General features: G+C 71.3%; 26 protein-coding genes and 1 pseudogene. 24 read left to right on the top strand and 3 right to left on the bottom strand.

All coding sequences use genetic code 11. The features are described from left to right. Position 1: 1 nt before the first annotated feature. From ACYVAK_RS10735 to ACYVAK_RS10720, 4 genes are all read left to right on the top strand, one after another. Positions 2-664: an energy transducer TonB gene (locus tag ACYVAK_RS10735; RefSeq protein ID WP_461060786.1), complete on the top strand. Its 663-nt coding sequence runs from the start codon at positions 2-4 to the stop codon at positions 662-664. Between the two features lie 177 nt (positions 665-841). Next, entirely contained in the window at positions 842-1,501 is a 660-nt protein-coding gene (locus ACYVAK_RS10730; RefSeq protein ID WP_461062128.1) for a MotA/TolQ/ExbB proton channel family protein, read from the top strand. A gap of 32 nt (positions 1,502-1,533) precedes the next feature. Then, positions 1,534-1,950, top strand: coding sequence for an ExbD/TolR family protein (locus tag ACYVAK_RS10725; protein ID WP_461060784.1), 417 nt, complete (start codon positions 1,534-1,536; stop codon positions 1,948-1,950). 3 nt (positions 1,951-1,953) lie between these two features. Beyond that, the gene (locus ACYVAK_RS10720; protein WP_461060782.1) at positions 1,954-2,394 is read left to right on the top strand and encodes an ExbD/TolR family protein; all 441 of its coding nucleotides are present in this window, start codon (positions 1,954-1,956) and stop codon (positions 2,392-2,394) included. A 100-nt stretch (positions 2,395-2,494) separates the two neighbouring features. Here the strand turns inward: ACYVAK_RS10720 and ACYVAK_RS10715 are convergent, their stop codons facing one another. After that, positions 2,495-3,283: a pyridoxine 5'-phosphate synthase gene (locus tag ACYVAK_RS10715; RefSeq protein ID WP_461060780.1), complete on the bottom strand. Its 789-nt coding sequence runs from the start codon at positions 3,281-3,283 to the stop codon at positions 2,495-2,497. Positions 3,284-3,378: 95 nt separating this feature from the next. On the opposite strand from ACYVAK_RS10715, the gene ACYVAK_RS10710 reads away from it, so the two are divergent. After that, positions 3,379-6,243: a diguanylate cyclase gene (locus ACYVAK_RS10710; protein ID WP_461060778.1), complete on the top strand. Its 2,865-nt coding sequence runs from the start codon at positions 3,379-3,381 to the stop codon at positions 6,241-6,243. Next, positions 6,143-6,391 carry a DUF2256 domain-containing protein gene (locus ACYVAK_RS10705; RefSeq protein WP_461060776.1) on the top strand — a complete coding sequence of 83 codons (249 nt, stop codon included), beginning with the start codon at positions 6,143-6,145 and terminating at the stop codon, positions 6,389-6,391. The genes ACYVAK_RS10710 and ACYVAK_RS10705 overlap by 101 nt, the downstream gene beginning before the upstream one ends. Here the strand turns inward: ACYVAK_RS10705 and ACYVAK_RS10700 are convergent. Beyond that, the gene (locus ACYVAK_RS10700) at positions 6,340-6,585 is read right to left on the bottom strand and encodes a hypothetical protein (RefSeq protein WP_461060774.1); all 246 of its coding nucleotides are present in this window, start codon (positions 6,583-6,585) and stop codon (positions 6,340-6,342) included. The genes ACYVAK_RS10705 and ACYVAK_RS10700 overlap by 52 nt on opposite strands. Positions 6,586-6,645: 60 nt before the next feature. Next, complete coding sequence (cls, locus tag ACYVAK_RS10695; RefSeq protein ID WP_461062126.1) at positions 6,646-8,076, bottom strand: cardiolipin synthase; 1,431 nt, start codon at positions 8,074-8,076, stop codon at positions 6,646-6,648. Positions 8,077-8,226: 150 nt separating this feature from the next. Here cls and fliE point away from each other — a divergent pair, with 150 nt between their 5' ends. From fliE to ACYVAK_RS10605, 18 genes and pseudogenes are all read left to right on the top strand, one after another. Then, complete coding sequence (gene fliE, locus ACYVAK_RS10690) at positions 8,227-8,616, top strand: flagellar hook-basal body complex protein FliE (RefSeq protein ID WP_461060772.1); 390 nt, start codon at positions 8,227-8,229, stop codon at positions 8,614-8,616. Between the two features lie 16 nt (positions 8,617-8,632). Further along, a complete protein-coding gene (fliF, locus tag ACYVAK_RS10685) occupies positions 8,633-10,402 on the top strand; it encodes a flagellar basal-body MS-ring/collar protein FliF (RefSeq protein ID WP_461060770.1) in 1,770 nt (589 codons plus the stop codon). Next, positions 10,395-11,402, top strand: a complete 1,008-nt coding sequence (fliG, locus tag ACYVAK_RS10680; protein ID WP_461060768.1) for a flagellar motor switch protein FliG — start codon at positions 10,395-10,397, stop codon at positions 11,400-11,402. Before fliF ends, fliG begins: the two co-directional genes overlap by 8 nt. Further along, positions 11,399-11,974, top strand: a complete 576-nt coding sequence (locus tag ACYVAK_RS10675; protein WP_461060766.1) for a FliH/SctL family protein — start codon at positions 11,399-11,401, stop codon at positions 11,972-11,974. Before fliG ends, ACYVAK_RS10675 begins: the two co-directional genes overlap by 4 nt. A gap of 3 nt (positions 11,975-11,977) precedes the next feature. Beyond that, positions 11,978-13,335: pseudogene (locus ACYVAK_RS10670) on the top strand (FliI/YscN family ATPase); the annotation flags it as partial. Further along, positions 13,332-13,778, top strand: a complete 447-nt coding sequence (gene fliJ / locus ACYVAK_RS10665; protein WP_461060764.1) for a flagellar export protein FliJ — start codon at positions 13,332-13,334, stop codon at positions 13,776-13,778. The pseudogene ACYVAK_RS10670 and the gene fliJ, both read left to right, overlap by 4 nt. Then, positions 13,775-15,001 (top strand): flagellar hook-length control protein FliK, encoded by a 1,227-nt coding sequence (locus tag ACYVAK_RS10660; RefSeq protein ID WP_461060762.1) that lies wholly within the window; start codon positions 13,775-13,777, stop codon positions 14,999-15,001. The genes fliJ and ACYVAK_RS10660 overlap by 4 nt, the downstream gene beginning before the upstream one ends. A 168-nt stretch (positions 15,002-15,169) precedes the next feature. Beyond that, on the top strand, positions 15,170-15,877 hold the full coding sequence (locus ACYVAK_RS10655) for an RDD family protein (RefSeq protein WP_461060760.1): 708 nt from the start codon (positions 15,170-15,172) through the stop codon (positions 15,875-15,877). Next, entirely contained in the window at positions 15,870-16,871 is a 1,002-nt protein-coding gene (locus tag ACYVAK_RS10650; RefSeq protein ID WP_461060758.1) for a stage II sporulation protein M, read from the top strand. The genes ACYVAK_RS10655 and ACYVAK_RS10650 overlap by 8 nt, the downstream gene beginning before the upstream one ends. Continuing rightward, positions 16,861-18,423 carry a DUF4129 domain-containing protein gene (locus ACYVAK_RS10645; protein ID WP_461060756.1) on the top strand — a complete coding sequence of 521 codons (1,563 nt, stop codon included), beginning with the start codon at positions 16,861-16,863 and terminating at the stop codon, positions 18,421-18,423. Before ACYVAK_RS10650 ends, ACYVAK_RS10645 begins: the two co-directional genes overlap by 11 nt. Further along, complete coding sequence (locus tag ACYVAK_RS10640) at positions 18,420-19,592, top strand: DUF4350 domain-containing protein (protein ID WP_461060754.1); 1,173 nt, start codon at positions 18,420-18,422, stop codon at positions 19,590-19,592. The genes ACYVAK_RS10645 and ACYVAK_RS10640 overlap by 4 nt, the downstream gene beginning before the upstream one ends. Positions 19,593-19,630: 38 nt before the next feature. After that, a complete protein-coding gene (locus ACYVAK_RS10635) occupies positions 19,631-20,620 on the top strand; it encodes an AAA family ATPase (protein WP_461060752.1) in 990 nt (329 codons plus the stop codon). After that, positions 20,617-21,921, top strand: a complete 1,305-nt coding sequence (locus tag ACYVAK_RS10630) for a DUF58 domain-containing protein (RefSeq protein ID WP_461060749.1) — start codon at positions 20,617-20,619, stop codon at positions 21,919-21,921. Before ACYVAK_RS10635 ends, ACYVAK_RS10630 begins: the two co-directional genes overlap by 4 nt. Positions 21,922-22,035: 114 nt before the next feature. Further along, on the top strand, positions 22,036-22,713 hold the full coding sequence (locus ACYVAK_RS10625; protein ID WP_461060747.1) for a YIP1 family protein: 678 nt from the start codon (positions 22,036-22,038) through the stop codon (positions 22,711-22,713). Positions 22,714-22,732: 19 nt separating this feature from the next. Then, the gene (locus tag ACYVAK_RS10620; protein ID WP_461060745.1) at positions 22,733-23,938 is read left to right on the top strand and encodes an efflux RND transporter periplasmic adaptor subunit; all 1,206 of its coding nucleotides are present in this window, start codon (positions 22,733-22,735) and stop codon (positions 23,936-23,938) included. After that, a complete protein-coding gene (locus tag ACYVAK_RS10615; RefSeq protein ID WP_461060743.1) occupies positions 23,935-24,612 on the top strand; it encodes an ABC transporter ATP-binding protein in 678 nt (225 codons plus the stop codon). Before ACYVAK_RS10620 ends, ACYVAK_RS10615 begins: the two co-directional genes overlap by 4 nt. Beyond that, a complete protein-coding gene (locus tag ACYVAK_RS10610) occupies positions 24,612-25,832 on the top strand; it encodes an ABC transporter permease (RefSeq protein WP_461060741.1) in 1,221 nt (406 codons plus the stop codon). Before ACYVAK_RS10615 ends, ACYVAK_RS10610 begins: the two co-directional genes overlap by 1 nt. A gap of 3 nt (positions 25,833-25,835) precedes the next feature. Further along, complete coding sequence (locus tag ACYVAK_RS10605) at positions 25,836-26,987, top strand: hypothetical protein (RefSeq protein ID WP_461060739.1); 1,152 nt, start codon at positions 25,836-25,838, stop codon at positions 26,985-26,987. The last annotated feature ends 7 nt before the right edge of the window (positions 26,988-26,994 follow it).

The following is a 26,994-nucleotide window of genomic DNA, read 5'->3' as shown; positions in this document are numbered from 1 at the left end:
CATGACGGACAATCGAATCTACGGCACCAAAGTCCCCGCGCCGTTCAGCTGGCCGCGGACCGTTGGTATCGCTTTTGCCATCGCCCTGCACGCTGCGGGCGGGCTGGCGTTGCTCGTGCCGATCAACAACGCCGCGGCGGAGGAAGAAGAAGAGCGCGTGGTCAACGTCGCCTTCATCGAGCCGCCGCCGCCGCCGCCGCCGCCGCCCCCGCCGCCGCCGGAACCGCCGAAGGTGGTCCAGCGCGTCGTGCAGACGCCGGTCACGCCGACCCCGGTCCCGCCGCCGCCCGAAGAGCCGCCGGTGGTGTTCGACGACTCCAACGCTTTGGACGTCGAGGCGCCGCCGCCGTCGCCGCCGGCACCGCCGGCGCCGCCTGCCGACTTCGCGCCGTCCGAGGACATCTCGGGCCGCCGCCTGAACCCGCCGCGCTACCCGCCGCAGGAAGCGCGCCGCTGCATCGGTGGCGAGGTCATGCTCCGCGTCGTCATCGACGCGTCCGGCGCCGTGCAGGACGTGGCCGTCGAGAAGTCCAGCCGCAATCGCAACCTCGATCGGTCCGCCGTCGATGCCGCGCGCCGCTGGCGCTTCAATGCCGGCCTGCGCAACGGCCAGCCGGTCGGCGGCGCCGTCCTGGTGCCGGTCAATTTCACTCCTCCCTGCTAATCCAACCGAAGGTATCCACTCATGCTGCAGGACAACACCAACACCGCGCCGGCGACGGACGCTGCTGCTGCTCCGGCGGCTGCCCCGGTCGCGACCAACGTGGCGCTGACCGCGCCCGCCGCAGGCACCGCCCAGACCGTCCAGCAGGACGTCGCCGATTTCAGCGTGCAGAACGCCATGGAATCGATGGGCGTCGTGAACTGGGCCGTCTTCTTCGCCCTGGTGATCATGTCGGTCGTCGCCTGGTACTACACGGTGATGAAGGCGATCAAGAACGCCCGCATCAATGGTCGCGCCGCCACCGTGACGTCGGCCTTCTGGCAGACCAGCAATGCCCAGGAAGCGATCCGCTTCATGGAGGAGCAGCCGTCGTGGGAGCCGTTCTCGAAGATCGCTCTCGACTGCGCCCAGGCCGCCGCCCATCACCAGAAGTCGGAGGGTCGCCTGTCCGAAGCGCTGAACCGCTCGGAGTTCATCGACCGTGCTCTGCGCCAGGCCGTGGCTCGTGAGTCGGCTTCGCTGGAAGACGGCCAGACGTGGCTCGCGACGACGGGCGCCATCGCGCCGTTCGTCGGCCTGCTCGGCACCGTGTGGGGCATCCTGATGGCACTGGTGCGCCTCTCGGCCTCCGGCGAAAGCTCGATCAAGGCCGTGGCCGGCCCGGTCGGCGAGGCCCTGATCATGACCTTCATCGGTCTGTTCGTGGCCATCCCGGCGGTGATCGCGTTCAACGCCTTCAACCGCAACAACCGCAAGCTGATCGGCCAGTTCGACGCTTTCGCGCACGACCTGCACGACTTCTTCGCCACCGGCGCCCGCGTCGGCGAAAAGCGCTGAGGGGCTGACGCCCCTCTCCGCGGAGATTCCCTATGGCATTCAGTTCCGACCAGGACGGCGGGTTCACCGAACCCAACGTCGTGCCGCTCGTCGACGTGATGCTGGTGCTGCTGATCATCTTCATGGTCACGGCCTCGGTGTCCGAGAACGTGAAAGTGGAGCTGCCGAAGGCCACGGTGGACGCCCGTCCGCCGTCGCCCAAGGTGCCGCCGATCACGCTCTCCGTGCGCGAAGACGGCACGATCTTCTGGGCCGACGAGGCACTGGCCGGCAAGGAGATGCTGGACACCCGCCTCGCCGTCGAGGCCCAGAAGGAGCCGCAGCCCGACGTCCTGCTGCGCGCCGACAGCGAAACCAAGTATGCGTTGATCCAAGACGTGACGACCCGCGTACGCGTGGCCGGCATGCGGTCGATCAACTTCGTGTCCGAACCGGAATCGGGGAACTGAACCATGGCGTTTTCCGCAGGGGGCGGTTCCGGCCCCAAGGCTGACATGAACGTTGTGCCGCTGATCGACATCCTGCTGGTGCTGCTGATCATCTTCATGGTCACGGCGCCCACGCCGGCATCGCTGATCAACGTCACGCTGCCGCAGCGCATGCGCAATCCGCCGCCGCCGCCGCCGACCGAGCCACCGCCGCCGGTGAAGCTGCAGATCCTGTCGTCCGGCGAGATCCTGATCAACGGCACGCCGGCACCGCTGGCGTCGCTGGAAGACCAGTTCGCCGACATCACCCAGGTGCGCACGCAGGTGCTGAAGCCGGAAGAGCAGCCGAAACTCGAGGTCGAAGTCGATCCGGAAGCCGAGTACGACGTGCTGGCGAAGGTGCTGGCTCGCGCGAAGAACGCCCAGATGGAAAAGATCGCGTTCGTCGACCAGGTCGCGCAGTAAGGGGGCGGATGCCGGCGCCACGCCGGTGTCCTCGCTACGCAACGCCGCCTTCGGGCGGCGTTGTCGTTTCCATTGTCCGGGCGAGGAGCCCGGTGCCCGATCAGCCGCCGGTGATCGCCCGGTAGCGGCGCACGGTTTCCGCCAGCCCGTCGACGAGGGCCTCGGCGATGAGGGCGTGGCCGATGGACACTTCCAGCACGCCCGGTACAGCGGCGAGGAAAGCCGCAAGGTTCGCTTGCGACAGGTCGTGGCCGGCGTTGACGCCCAGCCCCAAGGCCTGGGCGGCCTCGGCGCTGCGCCGGCAGGCATCGAGTGCCGCCGGCAACCGCGCACGGTCGGCCGGTTCGGGCCTCCCGGGCCGCGCCGCGGCCGCTGCATCATGGGCGTCCGCGTAAGGCCCCGTGTACAGCTCGACACGATCGGCACCGGCCGCTCGCAGGCTCGCGAACCGCGTTTCTCCGGGGTCCACGAACAACGAGACGCGGCAGCCCAATGCCTTGAATGCGGCGATCTGCGGCGCCATGGCCGATGGCAGGTTGGCGGGGTCGAATCCATGGTCCGACGTGATCTGGCCATCGCCGTCGGGCACGAACGTGACCTGGGCCGGCTTCGCCCGCCGCGCCAGCTCGAGCAGACCGGGGTAGCCTTCGCGCACCGGGGCAAACGGGTTTCCCTCGATATTGAACTCCACGCCGGGCGGCAGGGCTGAGGCGATCGCGCCGACGTCCTCGGCGGTGATGTGCCGCCGGTCGGGGCGCGGATGCACGGTGATCCCACGCGCACCGGCCGCGACGCAACGCAGCGCCTCGTCCACCGGCGAGGGCAGGCGGCCGCCGCGCGAATTGCGCAGCACCGCGATCTTGTTGACGTTGACGCTGAGCAGGGTCATGTGGAGCCTCCAGACGGGGCCGAAGCGTGCCCGTGGCGCGCTGCCGACGGCAACCCCGTCGCCGCGGCGGCGCGTGCCAAGGCCATAATGCTGGCATGACCGTCCGGCCGCCGCTGCGTTGGTACAGGCTCCTCGTTTGCGCCATCGCCTTGGCGGGGTCGGCCGTCGTGTGCGCCTCCGGCCTCGCCGGCCTGCCGATCAGCCTCCGCATTGGCCCCGAGGACTACCGGGCCGCGCCGGCGCTCTGGTCCGTCGCCGCTGCGCCGGGGAAGATCTACGTCGCATCGAACGACGGCGTGCTGGTCTACGACGGCGTGGAATGGGCGACCGTCCCGCTGCCGATCGGCGTGAATGCCACGGTCGTCCGCAGGCTTCCCGATGGCGCGATCATGGTCGGGGGCAACGACACCTATGGGCGACTCGAGCTCGACCCCGCCCGCGGTTACCGCTACGTGGACCTGCTCGCCAGCAGCGGCCTGCCGGTGGCCGACCGCCGACTCGGGCCCGTCTGGGAAATGCTGCACGCGCCCGAAGGCATCTACGTGCAGTCGCAGAACTTCCTGCACCTCATGCCGGCGAACGGGGCACCGACGCGGAGTTGGCCGATGACGCCCGCGACGCGTGGCGTGATGGCCTTCGGCGACGATCTCTACGCGCGCGTGCAGGACCAGGGCCTCGGATGGTTGCGCGACGGCCGGCTCCAGCTCGTGCCTGGCGGTGACGCCTTCCGACGTGTCCCGGTGTCGGGCATCGTCGGTTGGGGCGGCAGCCGTTTCGTCGTCGCCGGCAGCGGCGTGTGGCGGCTCGATGACAGTGGGGTGGCCCTTGCCCTCGATTGGCCGGACGGTGACCTGGCGGTCTACGCCGTCGTCGCCCTCGACGGTGGCGGTTTCGCGCTGTCGACCTTGGATGGCGAAGTGCTGGTCGTCGATGCGGGGCTGCGGTTGCGCCAACGGGTCAAGATCGCCGACCAGGCCGTGCTCGACCTTGCGCGCGATACCGAAGGCGCGCTCTGGGCGGTCACCGACACCGAAGTCGTGCGTCTCGGAATGCCCTCCCCATGGTCGATCCTCAACCATACGCATGGCCTCCGCGGACTCGTCGCCGACACCGTCGAATTCGACGGCGCACTGTGGGTGTCGACGGCCCGGGGCCTGTACCGGATGACCGACGACGGACGCGGCAGCGTGCGTTCGGAGCGGATGCCCTGGGTCCATCTCGAAGGCTATGGCCTGCTCGCCGATGAACGGGCGCTGCTCGTCTCGGAGCGCGAGGGGTTGCGCGAACTCCGTCCCGGCGCGCGTGAGCCGCGCACCCTGCTCAGCGGTGAAGCGGTGTACTGGCTGCAATGGGTCCGCAACCGGCCCGATCTCGCCATCGCCTACACCGACGACGATTTCCTGCTGCTGGCCTATGCCGACGACGGATGGTCGATCGCGGCGCGGTGGCCGCTGCAGGGCATGGCGATCATCGACGTCATCCAGACGGCCGAAGGCGAGTTCTGGCTGAGCGACGACCGCGGTCCGCCGCAGCGTTGGCGCATCGACCTCGCCACGCGGGAGCGCGTCGCCGCCGATGCCTTCGGCGAGGAACAGGGATTGCCCATCGATGGCGAGGATCGACCCAAGCTCTTCTTCATCGACGGCGAACTGAGCGCCTGGGCCAAGGGGCGGACCTACCGGCTGGACCGCGACGCCGGGCGGTTCGCCGAGGCCGCCACACCCGAATGGATCTCCGCCCTCGTGCAACCGGGCAAGCTCAGCGTGGTGGAGACCACGATGGGCCTGTTCGCGTACACGCCGCGCGACCTGATGCGTCGTCCGGCGCCGACCATGGCGTGGGAGCGTGTCCAGATCGGCGGGTGGTCGAGCACCGGCTTCGGCCCACCGCGCGTCAGTCGCGGCGGCGTGTTGCGCGTTCCGGTCTGGAACGGCGTGCTTCAGTACGCACCGGAAGGACCGGTGCCACCCATGCCCGACCTCGCGGTCGGCTTCGACCAGCTGCTCGTCCAGGACGACGACGGCGACCTGCGTCCCGCCGTGATCGACCAGGGCAGCCTGTCGATCCGGTCGGGCCAGCCGCTGCGGATGCGCTTCACGCTCGGCACCCTCGAATCCGGTGCCCGGTTCCGATACCGCATGTCCTCGATCGTGCCGGTCTTTTCCGACTGGGCCGATCGCGACCTGACCATCCGCGGCCTCGACCCCGGCGACTACCTGTTCGAAGTGGAAGGCCAGCTGCCCAGTGGCCGTCGTGTCGAGTCGCTGCGCCTCCGCTTGCTGGTGACCCCGCGCTGGTTCGAAGAGCCCGCGCTGCGCGGCCTGCTCGTGCTGGCCTTGGTCGGTGCCGCGGTGTGGACCTCCCGCGCGGTCGGGCGTCGCCGCGTGCGGCGTGTCGAATCGCAGAACCGCCAACTCGAACAACGCATCGCCGATCGCACGCTGGAACTCGAGCGCGCCAATTCGCGCCTTGCCGAGATGGCGGTGGAGGACGCGCTGACGGGGGCGCAGAACCGCCGGGCCCTCGAGCAGGCCCTTGGACGCGAGTGGGCGCGCTGCGCCGAGCAGGGCCTGCCGTTGGCCGCGCTGATGATCGATGTCGACCATTTCAAGCGCTACAACGACCACCATGGTCATCTCGAGGGTGATCGCGTACTCATCGAGGTGGCCGCCCTGTTGCGCACCGACCTCGGCGTCCCGGTGGAGATCCTCGCCCGTTACGGTGGCGAGGAGTTCACCCTGCTGCTGCCCGGTGCGACCCTCGAGGCGGGCGCGCGGCGAGCGGAACTGCTGCGTGACGCCGTGGAGCGTGCGCGCATCGGCGTGACGGTGAGCGTGGGCGTGGCCGTGGCCTGGCCCAGTGCGATGGAGGTGCCATCCTCCCTCCTCCGGCGTGCCGACCAGGCCTTGTACGAGGCGAAGCGGCAGGGCCGCAACCGGGTGGTCTGTGCCGAAGCGTGAGTCACGCCGGCCGGCCCGGCCCAGCAAGGTCTGCCCGGTCTGCCAGCGCCCGTTCGATTGGCGGAAGAAATGGGAGCGCGACTGGGATCGCGTGGTCTACTGCTCCGACGCCTGCCGTCGGGCGTCGAGCGCGTCGCGCACGCGCTGAACCTCGGGCTCGTCGAGCATCCGTGCGGTCGTATGGCCGACCGCATCGGCACGGTCGCGCAACAGGCGCGTGGTGCCGAGCAGGATCAGGGCGAGGGCAGCGAGCAGAAGCACCATCACGCCCCCGGAGCCGACCGGAAGCAGCATCGACAACGCGAGGCAAGCAAGCGCCATCAGCAGGATCAACCACGCCATCGTCGGTGCTCCGAAGGATTCGGTGCCGAGTCTAGCGCGCGCCGCTGCCGCGCATCGCGCTCACAGCACGGGCGCCAGAAGGCGCGCCGCGCTGTCGGTGTAGGCCTGCAGCCCACCGGGCCTCCAGGCGCGCGGAACCTCCTTCGACTGTTCGAGGTCCGCGGCGATGCGGGCGGCGAGTTGCGCCGCGACGCGCCCGTCCCGCGCCAACACCGACAGTTCGAAATTCAGCCAGAAGCTGCGGGGGTCGACGTTGGCGCTGCCGATCAGCGCGATCTCGTCGTCCACCAGCAGTGCCTTGCCGTGCAGCATGCGTGGCTGGAACTCGAACACGCGAACACCGGCGTCGAGGAGTTCGGGGTAGAAGCTGCGGGCGGCCGCGCGAACCAGCCGGTTGTCGTTGCGGCGGGGCAACAGCAAGCGGACATCGAGCCCGCTGAGCGCCGCGGAGGTCAGCGCCAGCAGTACGGCCGCGTCGGGCACGAAGTAGGGCGTCATCAGCCAGACCCGGCGCTTGGCGTTGTGCAGGGCCTCGACGTGGACCCGATGGATCGGCGCCAGCGGGTTGTCCGGCCCGGAGGGCACCAGCTGGCAGCGGAAGTCGCCGACGGGCAGCGGCGGCCAGTGCATGGCGTCGCCGAAGGTGCGGCCGGTGGCGTAATGCCAGTCCTCGGCGAAGGCCAGCTGGAGGGCCCGCACCACCTCACCCTCGAGGCGGAGGTGAAGGTCGTGGAACGCGGCCGCCGAGGCACGCTCGCTCTGCGTGTCGCTGATGTTGACGCCGCCGGTGAAGCCGGTCTGGCCGTCGATGACCGCGATCTTCCGGTGCGTGCGCAGGTTCAACGTGGGGCGCCACAAGACGTGGCCGAGCTTCAGCGGATGGAACCAGGCCACCTCCGCCCCCGCGTCGCGGAGGGGTCGAAGGAAGCGCGGCGAGCACCGCCGCGACCCGAGGCCATCCAGCAGCAGGCGCACCTCCACGCCCGCACGGGCGCGTTCGGCAAGCAGGTCGCGAAGGCGGGTGCCCACGCTGTCCGGTTCGTAGATGTAGTACTCGAGGTGGATCGATTGGCGGGCCTCGGCGATCGCGCCGAACAGGGCATCGAACGTGCGCTCACCGCCCGTGAGCAGGTCGATCACCGTTGCCCGTGTTGGCGCGTGCCCGGTCGCCGCCTCGATCAGGCGCTCCTGCCCTTCTTCCGAGGGGTCGCCGCACGGCGGGAGGCGCGCCTCGGCCAGGGCAAGCCGAGCCCGCAGACGCCGCAGCTTGCGTCGCTGGATGCGCTGGGGGCCCAGCCACCAGTAAACGGCCCAGCCCAGCACCGGCAGCCAAGCGAGCGCCAGCAACCATGCCAGCGTGGCAACCGGTTCGCGGCGTTGGCGGACGATCCACGCCGCCAGTACGAGCACATAGGCCAGCCAAGCGAGCCCCAGCCAAGGTGACGCCAGCCAGTCGTCGAGGGTGCCAAAGCCGCGCGCGAGGCCGGCCAGCGCAGGATGGAGGGTGGGGGACAAGGCGGACGAGTCCATGCCGCCATGGTCGCACGCGGCGGATTCCCGCCGGCATGGCCCTGCCGGGGGATGGCACGCCGCTTGCACCGTTCCCCGCACCCGACCGCCTGTGGCCCGACGCCCGCTCCCATGTCCGACGCCATTTCCTCCGTGTTGAGCCAGATCCGCAGCTACCAGAGCCAGGTGGCGTCGGCCCTGCCCGGCGCTGGCCCGGGGGCGGCCGGCGTTGGCGGGCCGGGTGATATCGGCCGCGGTTCCGGTGTCGGCGGCGTGGGCTCCGCCGCCGGCGTGGGCGCCCCGAGCTTCGGCGATGCGCTCGGCAACGCCCTGAAGAAAGTGAACAGCCTGCAGGCCGAGACCCGCGACCTGCAGGCCGCCTTCGAGCGCGGTGATCCCAAAGCCGACCTCGCCCGCGTGATGGTGGCCGCCCAGGCCTCGAGCGTCGCCTTCCGGGCCACGGTCGAGGTGCGCAACCGACTGGTGCAGGCCTACCAGGACGTCATGAACATGCCGCTGTAAGGCACGGACCGAACCCATGAATGCCGTTGTCGTCCCGCAACCCCTTCCACCCGCGCCCGGCCTGCTCGCGCAGATCAACCAGGCCGGCCTCGTGCGCCAGCTGTGGACGATGGGCCTCCTGACGCTGGCGATCGCCGGGGGACTTTGGGCGTTCTTCTGGCTGCAGAAGCCAGCGCTGGTGACGGTGCAGAGTGGTATCGACGCGGCGACCGCCGCCGAGTTCGCCGACGCCCTGCGTGGTGCCCAGATTCCCGTGGAGATCAATCCCGCCACCGGTGACGTGCAGGTGCCGGGCGAGCGCCTGCAGGACGCGCGGATGGCCTTGGCCACGGCCGGTCTGGGTGCCACCGATGGCCCGGGCATGGCGCTGATCGAGCGCGACCCGGGTTTCGGCGTCAGCCAGTTCGTCGAGACGGCCCGCTACCAGCGCGCGCTCGAGACCGAGCTGGCGAGGACCATCAAGCAGCTGCGCCCCATCCGCGAGGCGCGCGTGCACCTCGCGCTCCCGCGCCCGTCCGCTTTCACGCGCCAGCAGCAGCCGGCGGCGGCGTCCGTCGTGATCGGCCTGCTGCCGGGCCGCTTCATGAAGCCGGACGAAGTGCAGGCCATCCAGCACCTCGTCGCCAACGGCATCCCGAACCTCACGCCGGACCGCGTCACCGTGGTCGACGAGTCCGGCCGCCTGCTGACCCGCGACAAGCCCGACAGTGCCGGCGCGCTCAGCGCCGAACAGTTCGCCCTGACGCGCGAGAAGGAGGCGTCGCTGTCCGCCAAGGTCGCCGGCCTGATCGAGCCCCTCGTGGGCGTGGGCCGTGTGCGCAGCGAGGTCGCGATCGACATGGATTACGCCACGGTGGAAGAGGCGCGCGAGATCTACGCGCCGGAGTCGGGCCAACTGCGCAGCGAGCAGGTGAGCGAGGAGCGCCGCGCCGAGGCCGCTGACCGCGGCGTGCCGGGCGCGACGAGCAACACGCCGCCGGGCCCGGGCGGGGAGGCGGCCGCCGACCCGGCAGCGGACCCGGCCGCGGCCGACGCCGCGGCCGTGGCCGGCGCCGGCAACGGTGCGCCGATCGACGGGGGTGCCAGCGAGACCGCCAGCAGCCGCACCCGCAACTTCGAGTTGGACCGCACCCTCACCCACACCCGCCAGCCGGTGGGCCGGGTGAAGCGCATCACCGTCGCCGTGGTGCTCGACAACGTGCCCAACGTGCCGGCCCCACCGGCCGAGGGCGAGGAAGCCCCCGAGGGCGAGCCCGCGCCGTTCCGCGCGCTCAGCGCTGACGAACTGGGCCGCATCGAAGCGCTGGTGAAGCAGGCCGTGGGTTTCAACGAGCAGCGCGGCGACGTGGTGACCGTGGTGAACGCGCCCTTCGTCGTGCCTGAACCCCTCGAGGACGTGGCCCTGCCCCTCTGGGAAAACCCGCTGGTGTGGCAGATCGCGCGCATCGCCATCGGCGCGCTGCTGGTGCTGCTCCTGATCTTCCTGGTCATCCGACCGGCGATGAAGCAGCTGCTGGCCGTGCCGCAGCGCGACGCCGAAGGCGCCGGCGGGGCGTATGCTGCCGACGGCACCCCGATGCTGCCCGGCGCCGCCGGGGCGGACGGGATGGCCGCCCTGCCGCCGGGTGCGCCCGGCACGGCGCTGGCGCTGCCCGGGCAGGCCGGCCCCGGCATGGCGCCGCCCACCAGCATCGAGGGCAAGATCGAGTACGCGCGCAATGCCGTCAAGGAAGACCCGCGCCGCGTCGCCCAGGTCGTGAAGGAATGGATCGCGAACGATGGCTGACAAGAAAGGCGAATTCAGCGGCGTCGAGAAGGCCGCGATCCTGATGCTGTCGCTCGGCGAGGTCGAAGCCGCCGAGGTGCTCAAGCACATGACGGCGAAGGAGGTCCAGAAGGTCGGCCAGGCCATGGCCAGCGTGGGTGCCGTCTCGCGGGAGCAGATCGAGCAGGTGGTCGGCGAATTCGCCACCGCGCTCGACAAGCAGACCTCGGTGGGCGTCGGCGCCGACGACTACGTGCGCAAGGTGCTGGTGCAGGCGCTCGGCGAGGACAAGGCCGGCAGCGTCATCGACCGCATCCTGCTCGGGCGCAACAGCTCGGGCATGGAGATGCTGAAGTGGATGGACCCACGCGCGATCGCCGACCTGATCCGCAACGAGCATCCGCAGATCATGGCCATCGTGATGTCGCACCTCGAGCCCGACCAGGCCGCGGAAACCCTGAAGAATTTCCCCGAGCGCGTGCGCGCCGACGTGGTGCTGCGCGTGGCCACGCTCGACAACGTGCCGCCGGTCGCCCTGAACGAGCTCAACGAGGTGATGGAGAAGCAGTTCGCGGGTTCGCAGAACAGCAAGGCCACCACCATCGGTGGCATCAAGACCGCCGCGAACATCCTCAACTTCGTCGACACCGGGCAGGACCAGGTGATCCTCTCGGCCATCGGCAAGGTGGACCAGGCGCTGTCCGACCAGATCCAGGACCTGATGTTCGTGTTCGACGACCTCGCCGGCCTCGACGACAAATCGATGCAGGCGATCCTTCGCGAGGTGCCCGGCGATCGCCTGCCGCTGGCGCTGCGCGGTGGATCGCCGGACGTCAAGGAAAAGGTCCTCAAGAACATGTCGCAGCGTGCCGCCGCCATCCTCAAGGAGGACATGGACGACCGTGGCCCGGTCAAGCTCAGCGACGTCGAAGGCGCGCAGAAGGAGATCCTCGCGATCGTCCGCCGCCTCGCCGATGAGGGCACCATCAGCCTTGGTGGCGCGAAAGAGGAGTTCGTGTGAGCGACGTCGCCGCCCTCTGGCAGGTGCCGGCACTCGACGCGCCGCCACCGCCCAAGCCGCCCTCGATCGACGAGCTGCAGCGCATCGAGGACGCTGCGCGCAAGGAAGGTTTCGAAGCGGGCCGTCGCGAAGGCTTCAAGGCCGGCGAGGCCGAACTGCGCAAGCTGGTGGCGCAGATCGAGGGCGTGGTCGAGGCGATGGCGCGCCCGCTCGGCCGCCTCGATGACGACGTGCACGCGGCGCTCGGGCAGATGGCCGTGCGCATCGCCGGCGCCCTGCTGGGGCGCGCCTACGAGGCGGACCCGGAACTGCTGGCGCTGCTCGTCCGAACCGCCATCGACGCCGTCGGTCCGGGCCAGCGCGATGTCGAACTGCGACTGCATCCCGACGACGCGACGGTGCTGCAGCCCTGGCTGCCGCAATGGCCGGATGCGCGCGTGATCGCCGATCCGCAGTTGGCGCGTGGCGACGTGCGCGTCCACGGTGACGGCGTGCGCATCGACGCCCGCGCCGACGCGCGCCTGCAGGCGGCGCTGGCCGCCGTGCTGAATCCCACGGGTGGCGGCGCATGAGCACCGCCACCGGCCAGCTGCTCGCCTCGCGCGGCGCGCGCCTCGCCGCGCGCCTGTCGACGCTCGAGCCGCAGCTCGACCGCCTCGGCACCGTGCGCGAAGGCGTGCTGCGTCGCGCCGTCGGGCTCACCCTCGAGGCCGAGGGCTGCGACGTGCCGCTCGGTTCCGCCGTGCGCATCGAGGCGCAGGGCGGCCAGTTCGTGGAGGCGGAGGTCGTCGGCTTCGCCGGCGACAAGACCTTCCTGATGCCGACGACCGATCTCCACGGGCTGCTGCCGCGCGCGCGCGTGGTGCCGGGCTGGGCGCGCGGCCGCGTGGCGGTGGGGGAAGGCTTGCTGGGCCGCGTCATCGACAGCGACGGCCATGCGCTCGACGGCCGGCCACCGCCGCGCCCCGACAGCTACACCGGCTTGACCGGCGTCCCGCAGAACCCGCTCGCCCGCGAGCCGATCACCCAGGGTCTCGACGTCGGCGTGCGCGCCATCAACGCCATGCTGCCGATCGGGCGCGGCCAGCGCGTTGGCCTGTTCGCCGGCTCCGGCGTGGGCAAGTCCACCCTGCTGGGCATGATGACCAAGTACACGCAGGCCGACGTCGTCGTGGTCGGGCTGATCGGCGAACGTGGTCGCGAAGTGCGTGATTTCGTCGAGACCACGCTTGGCCCCGAGGGCCTGAAGCGTGCCGTCGTCGTCGCCTCGCCGGCCGACCGCCCGCCGCTGGCGCGCATCCACGGTGCCCTGCGCGCCACGTCGATCGCCGAATACTTCCGCGACCAGGGCTTGAACGTGCTGCTGCTGATGGATTCGCTGACGCGCTTCGCGCAGGCGCAGCGCGAGATCGGCCTGTCGATCGGCGAGCCGCCGACCACGCGCGGCTACCCGCCCTCGGTGTTCGCCAAGCTGCCAGCGCTGTGCGAGCGCGCCGGCATGGGTCCCGCGGGGCGCGGCTCGATCACCGCGTTCTACACCGTGCTCACCGAAGGCGACGACCAGCAGGAACCCATCGCCGACGCCGCGCGCGCGATCCTCGATGGCCACATCGTGCTCGACCGCCGCATCGCTGATTCGGGCCTCTACCCGGCCATCGACATCGAGCGCTCGGTCTCGCGCGTCGTCACCGAGATCGCCGACCTCGCCACCCGCGAGCGCATCCGTCGCCTCAAGCGGCTGATGGCCGCCTACTCCGCCCAGCGCGACCTGATCGCCATCGGCGCCTACCAGCGCGGCGCCGACCCGCTCGTGGACGAGGCCATCGCCCGCTGGCCGGCCATCCAGGCCTTCCTCGGCCAGGACGTGCATGAGGCCGCCAGCCTCGAATCGAGCAAGGCCGCGCTCGCCCAGCTGCTGGAGGCCAGCCCGTGAACTCCAAGCGCCTCGACCCGCTGATCCGCCGCGCCGAAGGGCGTGAGGACGCCTTGGCGAAAGAGCTGGCCAAGCGCGTGCAGGCGCACCAGCAGCAGGCCCAGCGCCTCGACGACCTCGAGCGCTTCCGCGGCGAGTACGAAGCGCCGCCGGTGCCCGGCACCGCCGTCTCCGCGAGCCAGCTCCTCAACCGCGCCGCCTTCCTCGCCAAGATCGACGACGCCGTGGTGACGCAGCAGAAGCACATCGCCACCAGCGAGGAGGCGCTGGCCATCGAGCGCACCCGGCTGCTACTCGCCAGCCGCGACAAGCTCGTGCTCGAGAAGCTCGCCGCCAGCTACCGCCATGTCGAACGCCAGGCCGAAGAGCGCCGCGACCAGCGCGTGCTCGACGACCTCGGCGCGCGCGCCCACCGCGACCGCCAGACCAAGGACATGCCATGACGCTGCCCACGTTCTCCGCCGCGCTCGGTGCATCCTCGGCCACGTCCAAGCCCGCACGTCCCGACGCGCCGCTTCCGGAGGCGGCGAGTGCCGCCGGCGAGGGCACGGTCGGCGGATTCGCCGCCGTCCTGGACGAGGCCGCCGCGAGCCTCGATGCGCTGGACGCTGGCGCACTCGACGGCGCGATGACCGGGCTGCCCGAGGTGCCTGTACCGACGCTTCCGGCGGCCGCGGCGATCCCCACGGCCTTGCCGGCGGCACTCGCCACCCTCGATGCGGGCGGCGTTCCGGCGTCGCCGGGCGATGCCGGCCTTGACGCTGCGGCACCGGCCCCGGGTTGGCCGCCGCCCGGACTCTCGTCGCTGTTCCCTGGCAGTCCCGTGCTCGCCGCCCAGGCCGGTGCATCGTCCGCCGCGTCGACCGTGGCCTCGGCGCGTGGGTTCGGATTCAACGTCCTGCTCCCAGAGAACGTCGATTCAAGCCTGCCGGACAGCGCCAGCCCCTCGTCCGCCACCGCGCTCGCACTCGACAAAGGCGTGGCATCCACCGTGGGCGCCGCCGCGGCGATGCCCATGCCGCCGGGGAACGCCGCCGGCCCGGATGCCCTGGCCGCGGCCCTCGCGCGCCAGCCGGCCACGCTGCGTCTGCCCGTGGCCGACGACAGCGAACCCTCGGCACTCACCGCGCTCACCGAAACGCTGGGCCTCGAGCGGGCGCCGGACGCCGCGCCGCTGGCGCCGACGTCGCCCGCGCCCGCCCTGCACAAGCTCGATCTCGCCCAGGCCTTCCCCGCGCCGGTGCCGCTGCCTTCGCCGCGGTTCGCGGAAGAGGTGGGCGCGCGCCTGCAGTGGATCGCCGAGCAGCAGGGCGGCGAAGCCACCCTGCGCATCAGCCCCGAAGGCCTCGGGCCGGTCGAAATCCGCCTGAAGCTCGATGGCGATCGCGTCGACCTCGGCTTCGCCGCCACCCAGCAGGACACGCGCCAGGCCCTGCAGGACGCGCTGCCGAAGCTGCGCGAGATGCTCGCGCAGCAGGGGTTGCAGCTCGGCCAAGCCGACGTCGGGCAGAAGCATGCGCAGTCGTCGAATGACGAGGCGTCGAAGACCACGAAGGGCCACGCGGGCGAGGACGAGGGTGACGCGATTGTGCTCGCCGCCCCGGCGCGGGAAGCCAATGTGCTCATTGGTCATGGTGGGCGTGGGGTGCTCGATCTTTACGCGTAAGCGGCACCATCGGGCCGATTCCCCCACCGCCCTTGGCGCCTTGGTCCGGCTGCGCTGACGCTTCGATGTCGAGGCAGGTCGTCGGCTGCTACAGTCCCGACGACCCCCCGACCCTGCTCTCGATGGACCGCCCGTTCCCATCCGTCCTCCCATCGCACCGGACGCGCGATGAGTGACACCCCCCCGCTCGACACCCTTCGCCAGGTCGAAACGCCGGAAGGCGTGGCCTTGGTGCTGCGCGCCGCCGGCGCCGTGCCGCGGGCGCTGGCCTGGCTGATCGACCTCGGCGTGCGCGGCACGGTGTACGTGAGCGCCGCCACGGTGCTCGGCATTGCCGGCAAGACCGGCATGGGCGTGATGCTGCTGCTGCTTTTCGTGCTGACCTGGGGTTACCCGATCCTGTTCGAGGTGCTCTGGCACGGGCAGACGCCCGGCAAGCGCGCGCTGGGCCTGCGCGTGCTGCGCGGCGACGGCGCGCCGGTGGGCTGGCTGGCCTCGATCACGCGCAACTTCCTGCGCACCGTCGACATGCTGCCGGCGCTGTATGGCGCAGGGCTGGTGAGCATGCTGGCCGATGCCCACTCGCGTCGCCTCGGCGATCTCGTCGCCGACACCGTGGTGGTCTACGTCGATCCGCCCCGCAGGCCCAGCGTGCTGCCGCCCGGCGACGTCCAACGCTGGCCGGTGCCGCTCGTCGTCGAGGAACAGCAGGCGCTGGTGGCGTTCGGCGAGCGCAGCCGGGCCCTGAGCGTGGCGCGCCAGAACGAGCTCTGCGAACACCTCGCGCCCGTCATCGGGCTGCATGGCGACGCGGCGCGCGAACGGGTGCTCGCCGCGGCGCGCTGGCTGGCGGGACGGAGTGCCGGCGATGCGTAGGCAGGAGCCCTTCGTCGCCCACCACGCCGGGGAGTGGGCGCAGCTTGCCGACTGGCTCGATCGTCGCGAATCCGACGCGCCCATGAAGCGCCCGCCGCCGGAGGGCGGCGTGCTCGCGGATCCCGAGTTCCCGGCGCGCTATCGCCGCGTGTGCCAACAGCTCGCGCTGGCCAAGCAGCGCGGCTACAGCCCGGCCGTCGTCGAGCCCCTGCAGGTCCTGGTCGACCGCGGCCACCGCCAGCTCTACCGCCCGCCGCGCCCGCGCTGGCAAGCCGCGTGGGATTTCGTGCTGGCCGGCTTCCCGCGCCTCGTGCGCCGGCACGCCGGCTGCATGGCGCTCTCGGCGGCGCTGTTCGTCGTGCCCCTGGTGGGCGTCTTCACGTTGCTGCAGTTTCGCCCGGACGTCGCGTGGCTGCTCTTCGACGCCTCCATGCTGGCGGAGATGGAGGCGATGTACGACCCGGCCGCCGAGCACTTCGGCCGCGACCGCGGCGCCGACGGCGACTTCGCCATGTTCGGCTACTACGTCATGAACAACATCAGCATCGGCTTCCGCAGTTTTGCGTCCGGCCTGCCGGCGGGCCTCGGCGCGCTGTACGTGATGGTGTTCAACGGCGTGATGATCGGCGGCATCGCCGGCCACCTTCAGGCTTCCGGCTACGGCGACACCTTCTGGCGCTTCGTCGTCACGCATGGCGCGCCGGAGCTCACCGCCATCGTCATCGCCGGGGGCGCCGGCCTGCGCATCGGGCTGTCGCTGATCGCGCCCGGCCGCTTGCGGCGCCGCGATGCGCTGGTCGCGTCCGGCCGCGACGGTGCCAAGCTCTGCCTCGGCGTGTTCGCGATGCTTCTGCTGGCCGCCTTCATCGAGGCGTTCTGGTCGTCGAAGGCGGACCTGCCGGACCTCGTGCGCTTCCCGTTGGCCGCCGCCCTCTGGATCGCGACCGTCTGGTGGCTGGCGATGGGCGGGCGAGGACGCGACGATGCGGATTGATCGCCTCGGCGTCGCGCTGCGCGCCCGCACCTCGTGGGAGGCCGTCGATCTCGGCATCGCCCTGGCCCGCCACCACGCCCGCGCCTGGATGGGACCGTGGCTGCTGTGTGCCGGCTTGCTGTGCGCGCTGTTGCTTGGGCTTGGGCACTGGTTCGGTGCGATCTGGCTGGCACCGCTCGCCCTGTGGTGGCTGAAGCCGGCACTCGACCGCATTCCGCTGTTCGTGCTTTCGCGGGCGGTGTTCGGCCACGAGCCGACGCGCGCCGAGGTGTACCGCGCCGCATGGCGCTGGGGTTGGCGACCGACGCTGCCGCGCCTGCTGTGGCTGCGTTTCGATCCGTTCCGCGCCTTGTCGATGCCCAGTGATCTGCTCGAAGGCCTGCCGCGTGCCGAGCGCGGCCAGCGCCGCCGCCTGCTGCGCCGCGACGGCGCGCCGCAGGCGGCCACCCTGTGGCTGCTGCTGCCGTGGTTCGAACTGGTCCTCGTGGCCGGCGCCTGGGCGCTGGTGGGCCTGATGATCCCGCTGGAATGGTGGGAAGCCCGTGGCGACGACTGGATGGGCACGCTGGGCAGCGATGCCACGCCCTGGCTCGACCTCGTGCTCAACGCCGTCGGTTGTCTTGGCGTGCTGGTGATCGAGCCGTTCTTCGTCGCCGCCGGTTTCGGCCTGTACCTGAGCCGACGTGTCCATCTCGAAGCCTGGGACCTCGAGCTCGGCTTCAAGCGCATGGCCGCGCGCGCCGTCGCGGCCGGCCGCGGGGCGGGCGGCGCACTGGTGCTGCTGCTCGCGGTGCTGGCGATGCCGACGGCGCTCGACGCGAAAGAAAAAGCGGCGAAGTCGCTCGACCTTCCCGAACGCGCAACGCGCCTGCCGGAGGGCTTCGCCGACGACGCGCAGGCCGCCCGGCTGGAATCCGCGCTGCGCGAAGCGCGCGAGGATGCCTCGCTCGGCGGCACCAGGACGGTGCGGCAATGGCGCATGAAGGACCTGCTCTCCGAGCACCTCGACGAGGCGCAAGCGCAACCGCTGATCGACTGGCGCGAGAAGCTCGGCGAGCTGATCAGCACGGTGGTGGGCATGGCCGCCGAGCTGTTGCTCTGGGCCGTGGCTTTGCTGGCGCTGGCCTACGTGCTCTGGCGCTACCGCGACTGGCTGCCCTGGCGTCGCGAGGATGCGGCCAGAGCACACGCGCCGCCGCCGCTGCGCCACCGCGGCCTCGCGCCGGAAGACGTTGCCGCTGCGCCGGAACTGCTGCAACGCGCGCGTGCCGCGTGGGTGCGTGGCGAGGCACGCGAGGCGTTCGCCTGCCTCTATCGCGCCGGCCTGCGGGAAGTGTCGGCGCGACGCCCGCGGCCGCTGCCGCCGGGCACCACCGAAGGCGAGCTGCTGCGCGCCGCACGCAATCTGGCCCATGCGCCGGCGGCCGAACACGTGCGCCGGCTCGTGCACGCCTGGCGAGGCGTGGCCTACGCCGGGGCGCGCCCCGATGCGGCGGCCTTCGAGGCCCTGATCGCGGCGTGGCCGGACGCCTTCGGGGAGGGCCGCGCATGAGCCCGCTGCCTCGCAACCTCGCCGTCGGGGCGCTTTTGCTTGCGGTCGTCGGCTTGGGGATCGGGGCCTTCCTCGCTACCCACGAGCGCATCACCGTCGAACAGCCGACGCCCCCCACCGCGGAGGCGCGAGCCAACCCGCTGCACGGCCTCGCGCTGGCGCTGCGCGAGGCCGGGCAGGACGTGGTGCTGAAGGGCCACGTCGACGTCCGCCGCACCCCGCCGCCGCCGCGCGGCACGCTGGTGCTGCTGTACCCGGAAGCGCAGGTGGAAACCGAGGACGACAGCTGGGCCTTGCTCGATTGGGTCGGGCAGGGTGGACGCCTCGTGCTGCCCATGCCGTCCGGTGATGCCGCGCCCTCGCTGTCGACCATGCTCGGTGAAGGCCTGGGGGTGGAAGCGCTGCGCGGTGCCGCGGCCGAGGTCGACTGCCCGCGCCTCCGCCTCGCCGACGGCATCACCGGGGTCGTCTGCGGCACTCCGTTCGCAGTGACGGATCACGCCGAGGGCGCGCTGCTCTGGCCCAAGGCCGGCCACGCCCGCCTTGCCCGCCTGCCGTATGGCGAAGGCGAGGTGCTGGTGCTGAGCGACCTGGACGCCTTCGCGAACCACCACCTCTACCCCGTCGGCAGCGTCGGGGATACCGAGGCCGATGCCGAACGCGAGCAGCGCCGCGATGCGCAGACGCGCCTGATGGCGCAGCTGGCCGGCGACTGGTTGGACGGCGATGCGGTCTGGCTGCTGAGCCACCGCGGCGGTTCGCTCACCGCGCTGCTGTGGCGCGAAGGTTGGCCGGTGATGCTCGGCCTCGCGCTGGCCCTCCTGGCGTGGCTGCGCTGGGCCAGCCAGCGCCTTGGTCCGACGGTGCCAGCGCCTTCGGCGCATCGCCGCGCGCTGATGGAGCACATCGACGCCGCCGGGCAGTTCGCCTTCCGCAACGACCACGGCGCCTCCCTGCATGCCGCGCTCCGCGAAGCCGTGCTCGAACGCCTCGCCCAGCGCCATGCCCTCGCGGGCCTCGACGAAGCCGCGCTGGCCCGGGCCCTGGCCGACCGCAGCCGCGTCCCCGTCGACACGATCGCCGCGGCGCTCGCGCTGCCGCATCGCGCCACGCCCGATCGGTTCCGCGAGGCGGTCGCGACGCTCGCCACCCTGCTGCACCGACTCTGATTCCCCCTTCCGCCTCGCCACCCGAACCGGACCCGCCCATGAGCCCCGACCATCCCGCCCCGCCGCCGCTGCCTTTCGCCGACCTCGCCGACCGCGTCGCCGCGGTGCGCCGCGAGATCGGCCAGGCCTTCATCGGCCAGGACGCCGTCCTCGACCAGCTGTTGCTGGCGCTGCTCGGCGGCGGCCACGTGCTGATCGAGGGCGTGCCCGGCCTCGGCAAGACCCTGCTGGTGCGCGCGCTGGCCGCGGTGCTGCGCTGCCAGTTCTCGCGCGTGCAGTTCACGCCCGACCTGATGCCCAGCGACGTCAGCGGCCATGCCGTCTACGACCCGAAGGCCGAAACCTTCAGCGTGCGCCGTGGCCCGGTGTTCACGAACCTGCTGCTCGCCGACGAGATCAACCGCGCCCCGGCGAAGACGCAGTCGGCCCTGCTCGAAGCGATGCAGGAGCAGCAGGTCACCATCGAAGGCCAGAGCTTCCCGCTCGCTGCGCCCTTCATGACCATCGCCACGCAGAACCCGGTCGAGCAGGAAGGCACCTACCCGCTGCCCGAAGCCCAGCTCGATCGCTTCCTGTTGAAGATCCTGATCGGCTACCCGTCGCTGGCCGACGAGGTGCGCATGGTGGAGGCGATCAGCACCGGGCGTGCCCGCGCCGACTTCGACCTCTCCACGCTGAAGGCCCTGCTCGCGCCGGAAGAGGTCGTCGCGATGCAGCAGGCGGTGGCGTCGGTGCGCGTCGACGCCGCCGTGCTGGACTACGCCGTGCGCCTCGTGCACGCCACGCGGGAATGGCCCGGCATCGCCCTCGGTGCCGGTCCGCGCGGCAGCCTCGCGCTGGTGCGCTTGGCGCGCGCGCAGGCGGCGATGGAAGGCCGCGACTTCGTGGTGCCCGACGATGTGCGCGAGGTGCTGTTGCCGGCCTTGCGCCACCGCATCGCGCTGAGTCCCGAACTGCAGTTGGAAGGCCAGTCGCCTGACGCGGTGCTGGCCGCCCTGCGCGAACGGGTGAAGGCTCCGCAGCAGTGAGCCCGACGCGCGCCGCCATCGCGCTGTTGGCCCTCTGGGGCCTCGCGGGCCTGGCCATTCCGCTCGCCGGGCTCGCGACGCGGCACTGGCTGTGCGCCGGCGCCGTCCTCGGCATCGCCCTGCTCCTCGATGCGGTGGTGCTGATGCGCCATCCGTCGCCGGGTTTCGAGCGGCTGATGCCCGCGATCCTGCCCTTGGGGCCGTGGGCGACCGTTTCGCTGCGCGTGACCAATGCCACCCGTCGCGGCGTGAGCGGCACCCTGCACGATGGCCACCCCGGGGATTGGACCGTCGAGGACCAGCCGCGCGATCTGCGCATCGCGCCGCGGGAAGTGCTCGAGCTGGCCTACCGCACGCTGCCACCACGGCGCGGCGAGGCGGCCTTCGAGCCCGCCTGGTGGCGCCAGGTGTCGACCCTGCGGCTGTGGACGCAGACGCGGCGCCTCGGCACGACGACACCGGTGCGCGTGTTCCCCAACTTCGCCCCGCTGGCCGGGCTCGCCCTGCACACCGCCGAGCAGGCCACGCGGATGACCGGCGCGCACCTGGCGCGGCGTCGCGGCGACGGCACCGAATTCCACCAGATGCGCGAATACCGCACCGGCGACAGCCTGCGGCAGATCGACTGGAAGGCCACCGCGCGGGCGCGCCGCCTGATCTCCCGCGAATACCAGGAAGAGAAGAACCAGCGCGTCACCCTGTTGCTCGACTGCGGCCGCCGCTTGCTGGCCGAGGACGGCGGGTTGACGCACTTCGACCACGCCCTCAACGCCGCCTTGTTGGTGGCTTACACGGCGCTGCGGCAGGGCGATGCGGTGGCCCTGCAGACCTTCGGCGCGGTCGACCGCAGCGTGCCCCCGGTGCGCGGCGTCGGCGGGCTGGACGCACTGGTGGAAGCCACCTTCGACGTGCAGCCGGCGCCGGTCGCGGCCGACTACCTTGAGGCCGCACGCCGCGTGCTGGCGCAGAACGCCCGACGCAGCCTCGTGCTGGTGGTGACCAACGTGCGCGACGAGGACGCCGACGACCTGCTCGCCGGCCTCGAACTGCTTCAGCGCCGGCATCTCGTCTGCGTCGCCAGCCTTCGCGAGGGCGCGCTCGATGCCGCGATGGCGGCCACGCCCGAGCGATTCGAGGACGCCTTGCGGCTGGGCGCCACCCAGCAGTACCTGGCCGCGCGCAAGCGCGCCCACGCCCAGCTTCGGGCGCGTCGCATCGACGTGCTGGACGTGCGCTGCGAGCAGCTGCCGGCCGCCCTCGTGCAGCACTACCTCGCCATCAAGCGCGCCGGGCGCCTGTAAGGGCCGGACGTCCGCTTGCGTACCACGGACATGACCTCCGTCACTTCCACCCCTCGGCGCCAGGCCACAGTCTGGCCCCGAGGACCCTCCCTCCACGCATTGGGGAATGCGCGCATGCAACTCGTCGACATCTTCCTGGACCCGGCCAAGGTCTTCACGGCCGAAAAGGACAAGCCCACCTTCCTGCTGCCGATGGCGATCATGGTCGCCCTGTCGGTGGCCATGATCCTCGCCTACTACCTGCGCGTGGATCCCGTGTGGTTCCAGGACTTCTCGCTGACGATGATGGGCCAGGAGATGACCCCGGCCGAGATCGCGCAGGCCAAGCAGTTCATGCCCGGCGCGAAGGTGCAGGGCTACATCGGTGCCGCTGGCACCCTGATCTTCGTGCCGATCGTCTATGCGATCTTCGCGCTGTACTACTTCCTCGCCGGCAAGATCGCTGGCGCCGGCCTGTCCTACAAGCACGGCCTGTCACTGGCCACCTGGGGGGCGATGCCGACCGCGCTGGGCGCGCTCGTCGCGACCATCGGCGCGCTGACGATGGCGCCGCAGACGCCGCTGCACGCGATCTCGCTCACGCGCATCGACCCGCTGCTGGTGCAACTCCCGTTCGACCACGACCTGAGCACGCTTGCCAAGGGCTTCGACCTGCTGGGCCTGTGGGCCATCGCCCTCGGCGCCATCGGCTGGAAGACCTTCACCCGCAGCGGCTGGGGTTCGGCCGTGGTCGTCGCGGCGCTGCCCTCGGTGCTGATCTACGGCATCTGGCTGCTGATCGCCCTGCTCTGACCCTCCCGGCCCCTCGTCCATGCGCATTCCGAAGAAAGCCCTGATCGCGGGCGGCATCGCCCTCGTCCTCGCCCTGCCCTTCATCGCCAAGCGCGGTGGTGGTGACGCGGTGGAGGTGCAGGTGGCCTCCGCCGCGCCGCAGGCCATCCGCCCCACCATCCTGGCTTCCGGCACCCTCGCCTTCCGCACCGAGGTGAAGCTCACCTCGGAAGTGCTGGCGCAGGTCAGCGAGGTGCTGGTGAAGGACGGCGACCGCGTGCAGCGCGGCCAGGTGCTGCTGCGCCTCGACCCGGAGACCTACCGCAACGCCATCGAGCGCGAGGAGGCGAGCCGCCGGCAGGCCCTCATCAGCATCGAGCGCCAGCGCGTCACCCTGGCGCTGCGCGAGAAGCAGTTCGAGCGTTACCAGCGCCTCGCCGACGCGCAGACCATCGATCGCGCGCGCTTCGACGAGGAGAAGAACCAGCTCGAACTCGCGCGCATCGAGCTGAAGAGCAGCGAGGAAGCGCTCAAGCGTTCCGAGGCCATCCTCGCCGACGCCCGCGAGACCCTGCAGAAGACCGAAGTCGTCGCGCCGATCGACGGCACCGTGGTGGGCGTGACCATCAAGGCCGGCGAAACCGCCGTGCCCTCCACGCAGGCCTTCGCCGGTGCCCAGCTGATGACCATCGCCGACACCAGCGCCATCGAGGCGCGGCTGAAGGTCGATGAGGGCGACATCGCCAAGGTCGCGGTCGGCCAGACGGTCGACGTCTACCCGGCCGCCTTCCCCGACACCGCCGTGCCCGGCGTGGTGCGCCAGGTCGCGTTGGCGCCGATCCTCGAGAACCAGGGCCGCGCCTACGAGGTCATCGCCGAGCTCACGCCACCGGAAGGTCTGGCCATGCGTTCGGGCATGAGCGCGCGCGCGGACCTTTTCCTTGGCGATGGCACGTCGACGCTGGCGGTGCCGGTGGAAGCGGTGATCGCCAGCGAGCCCGAGCCGCGCAAGACCGTCCACCACGTCTGGCGCATCGTCGATGGCAAGGTGAGCAAGATCGAAGTGCAGGTCGGCGAGGCCGACGACCGCTGGCAGGCCATCACGGCGGGCCTGTCCGAGGGTGACCGTGTCGTCTCGGGTCCGGGCCGTGCGCTGCGCCAGCTGATGGAGGGCGGCAGCGTCAAGGAGATCGAGGCCAAGGACGACGAAGACGAGGACACCGACGCCGAGGACGACGCCGGGTGATCGAGCTCGTCGGCATCCACAAGCACTACGTCATGGGCGACCAGGAGGTGCGCGCCCTCGATGGCGTTGACCTCTTCATCGACCGCAACGAGTACGTGGCGCTGATCGGCCCGTCGGGCTCGGGCAAGTCGACGCTGATGAACCTGCTCGGCTGCCTCGACACGCCGAGCGCCGGCCACTACCTGCTCAACGGTCGCGATACGGCGACGCTCAACGACAACGAGCTGGCGCACGTGCGCAACCGCGAGGTGGGCTTCGTGTTCCAGAGCTTCCACCTGCTGCCGCGCATGAGCGTGCTCGACAACGTGATGCAGCCGCTGGTGTACCGCGGCCTGCCGCGCGCCGAGCGCCGCCGCCGGGCCATCGAATCGCTGGAGCGCGTGGGCCTGGGCAATCGCCTCGACCACCGCCCGAACCAGCTGTCCGGCGGCCAGCGCCAGCGCGTGGCCGTGGCCCGTGCGCTGGTCGGCGAGCCTTCGCTCCTGCTGGCCGATGAACCCACGGGCAACCTCGACTCGCGCACCTCCGAGGAGATCATGGCGCTGTTCGACGCCCTGCACGCGCAGGGCCAGACGGTGGTCGTGGTGACCCACGAACCCGACATCGCCGCGCATTGCCATCGCACCGTGCGCATCGGCGACGGCCGCATCGTCGACGACCGGAGGACGCGCTGATGCAGGCCCTGCTCGAAGCCTTCCGCGCTGCCTTGGCCAGCCTGCTGGCCAACCGCATGCGCAGCGTGCTCACGACGCTGGGCATCGTCATCGGCACCGGATCGGTGATCGCCGTCGTGTCCCTCGTGCAGGGCTTCTCGGCCTCGATCAAGAACCAGCTCGCCGACCTCGGCGGCAGCACCCTGACGCTGCAGGCCGTCAACACCAACGAGAACTTCCAGAGCGGCCGGCTCAACTACATCACCTTCGACGACATCCAGGTGCTGCGCTACCGCGTGCCCGGCGTCGGCCAGGTGGCGCCGATCCTCGCGGTGAACGTGCCGGGCATCAGCTACAAGGGCCGCACGGTGACGGCGCAGGTGCAGGCCAGCAACGCCGACTACGCGGCGGTGTACGCCCGCTGGCCGGTGAAGGGCCGTTTCCTCGCACCGGCCGACGACCGCGGACGCCGCAAAGTCGCGGTGATCGGCGAGAAGCTGCGCGTCGATCTCGACATGCCGGAGGACCCGGTCGGCGAGTACCTCCGCATCGGGAACGAATGGTTCAAGGTGATCGGGCTGATGGAGAAGCAGGGCGACCTGCTTGGCTTCAGCCTCGACAACTACCTGATCATTCCCTTCGACGTCGGCCGCGCGATGATGGGTGCCAGCAACCGGCCCTTCATGCAGGCCAGCTTCACCGTGCCCGATCTGGAGCAGGTCAACACGGTGCGCGAACGCGTGACCCGCGCCATCCGCACGGCGCGGCGCACGCCGGCCAGCGAGGGCAACACCTTCAAGGTCGAGGCCGCCGACGCTTTCGTGAAGCAGTTCGACCAGATCGCCGGCACCGCCACGCTGGTCGTGGGTGGCGTGGTCGGCATCAGCCTGCTCGTGGGCGGCATCGGCATCATGAACATCATGCTGGTGTCGGTGACCGAGCGGACCCGCGAGATCGGCATCCTCAAGGCCCTCGGTGCGACGCGGCGCGACATCCTCGTGCAGTTCCTGCTCGAGGCCGCGATGCTCGCCCTGCTCGGCGGCATCATCGGCATCGTGCTCGGCATCGCCGCGGGCGTCGGCATCGCCGCGATGATCCCCGGCTTCCCGCCGGCGTCGGTGCCGATCTGGGTGATCGCCGCGGCGGCCGGCTTCTCGGCGCTCGTCGGCGTCGTCTTTGGCATCATGCCGGCCTCGAAGGCCGCGGGGCTCGACCCGATCGAGGCGCTGCGCTACGAATAGCGCATGCCCACGCCCCTCGGTTCCCGTCGCATCGTCTCGTCCCGTTCCATCGCCGCGCTCGTCGCGGCGATGGGGCTCGTGGGCTGTTCCGGCGCGGATTCGCCGCCGGAAGGCTGGGCGGCGCCGGAGCCGGCGTCCGACACGGCGGGCGGTTGCCCTGATCTTCGGGGCCTGTACGCGTTCACCGCGGGCGACGGCAGCCGCTTCGGTTGGCGGCAGACGCCCTTGCTCGGCGCCTGGCGCATCGAGCCGCAGGCGCTGGAGATCGTCGCGAACGACCGCGAGCAACTGAGGGCCCGCTGGGTGTTCACGCCCGCGCAGGTGGACAGGCAGGCCATCGCCTTGCGGGATCGGGATCGCCGCGCGTTCGACCTGTGGCAGCGCCTGCTCCGGACCGACGCGCCGGCCGAGGGCATCGTCCGCGACGGCGAGGCGCGCGACTGGGAGCGCATCGCGATGCAAGGGCCGGTGCCCTATCGCTCGAAGACGCTGCGCGGCGTCGAGGGTTTCCTCTGCGAGGACGGTTGGCTCGTGTTGCTGCAGCATGCCGAGCACGGTGGCGGGGCCGCGATGCCGCCGCGTCGCGTCGCGCTCGCGCGGGATGCGTCGGGCGGGCTCGTCGCCCGCCTCGACGAGGTGCGTGACAGCGCGATCCCGCTTTGGGCGGGGGACGGTGTGCCGTCGATTCCCCTCGGCGGCCAGACCTATCGCGACTGGGCGCGCTGGCCGGCGCACCCGCCGATCCCGGCGTGGGCGCCCGACTGGACGGTACTGGGCGGCCTCGACGAGCGCTTCGTGCTGCCCGCGGCCGAGGCCGTCGCCCAATCCGCCATCGGCGAGCGCGATGCGGCCGGACGGCCCAACCCCTTTGCCGTGCGCGAGCGCGCCAGTGGATTGCCAGCGGCACCTTGGCAGCAGCTCGCGGCGCGCATCGGTGCGCTGGCTGATACCCAGCGCACGATCACCACCATCACGCTCGAGTCCCGCCGCCTGCGCGTCGAAGGCCGCACCACGAGCAACACCGACACCCATGCGCTGATGGCCGCGATTGCCGCGTTGCCCGGCGCCGGTGAGGCCGAGCTTCGGCAGGTCCGGATGGAGGGCGATGGCGTGGGGTTCGTGATCGGCGTCGGGGTCGACGACGCCCCGCGCTGAGCGGCGC

The organism is Silanimonas algicola (genome assembly GCF_054777375.1).
This window is presented reverse-complemented; position numbering and strand designations above follow the sequence as displayed.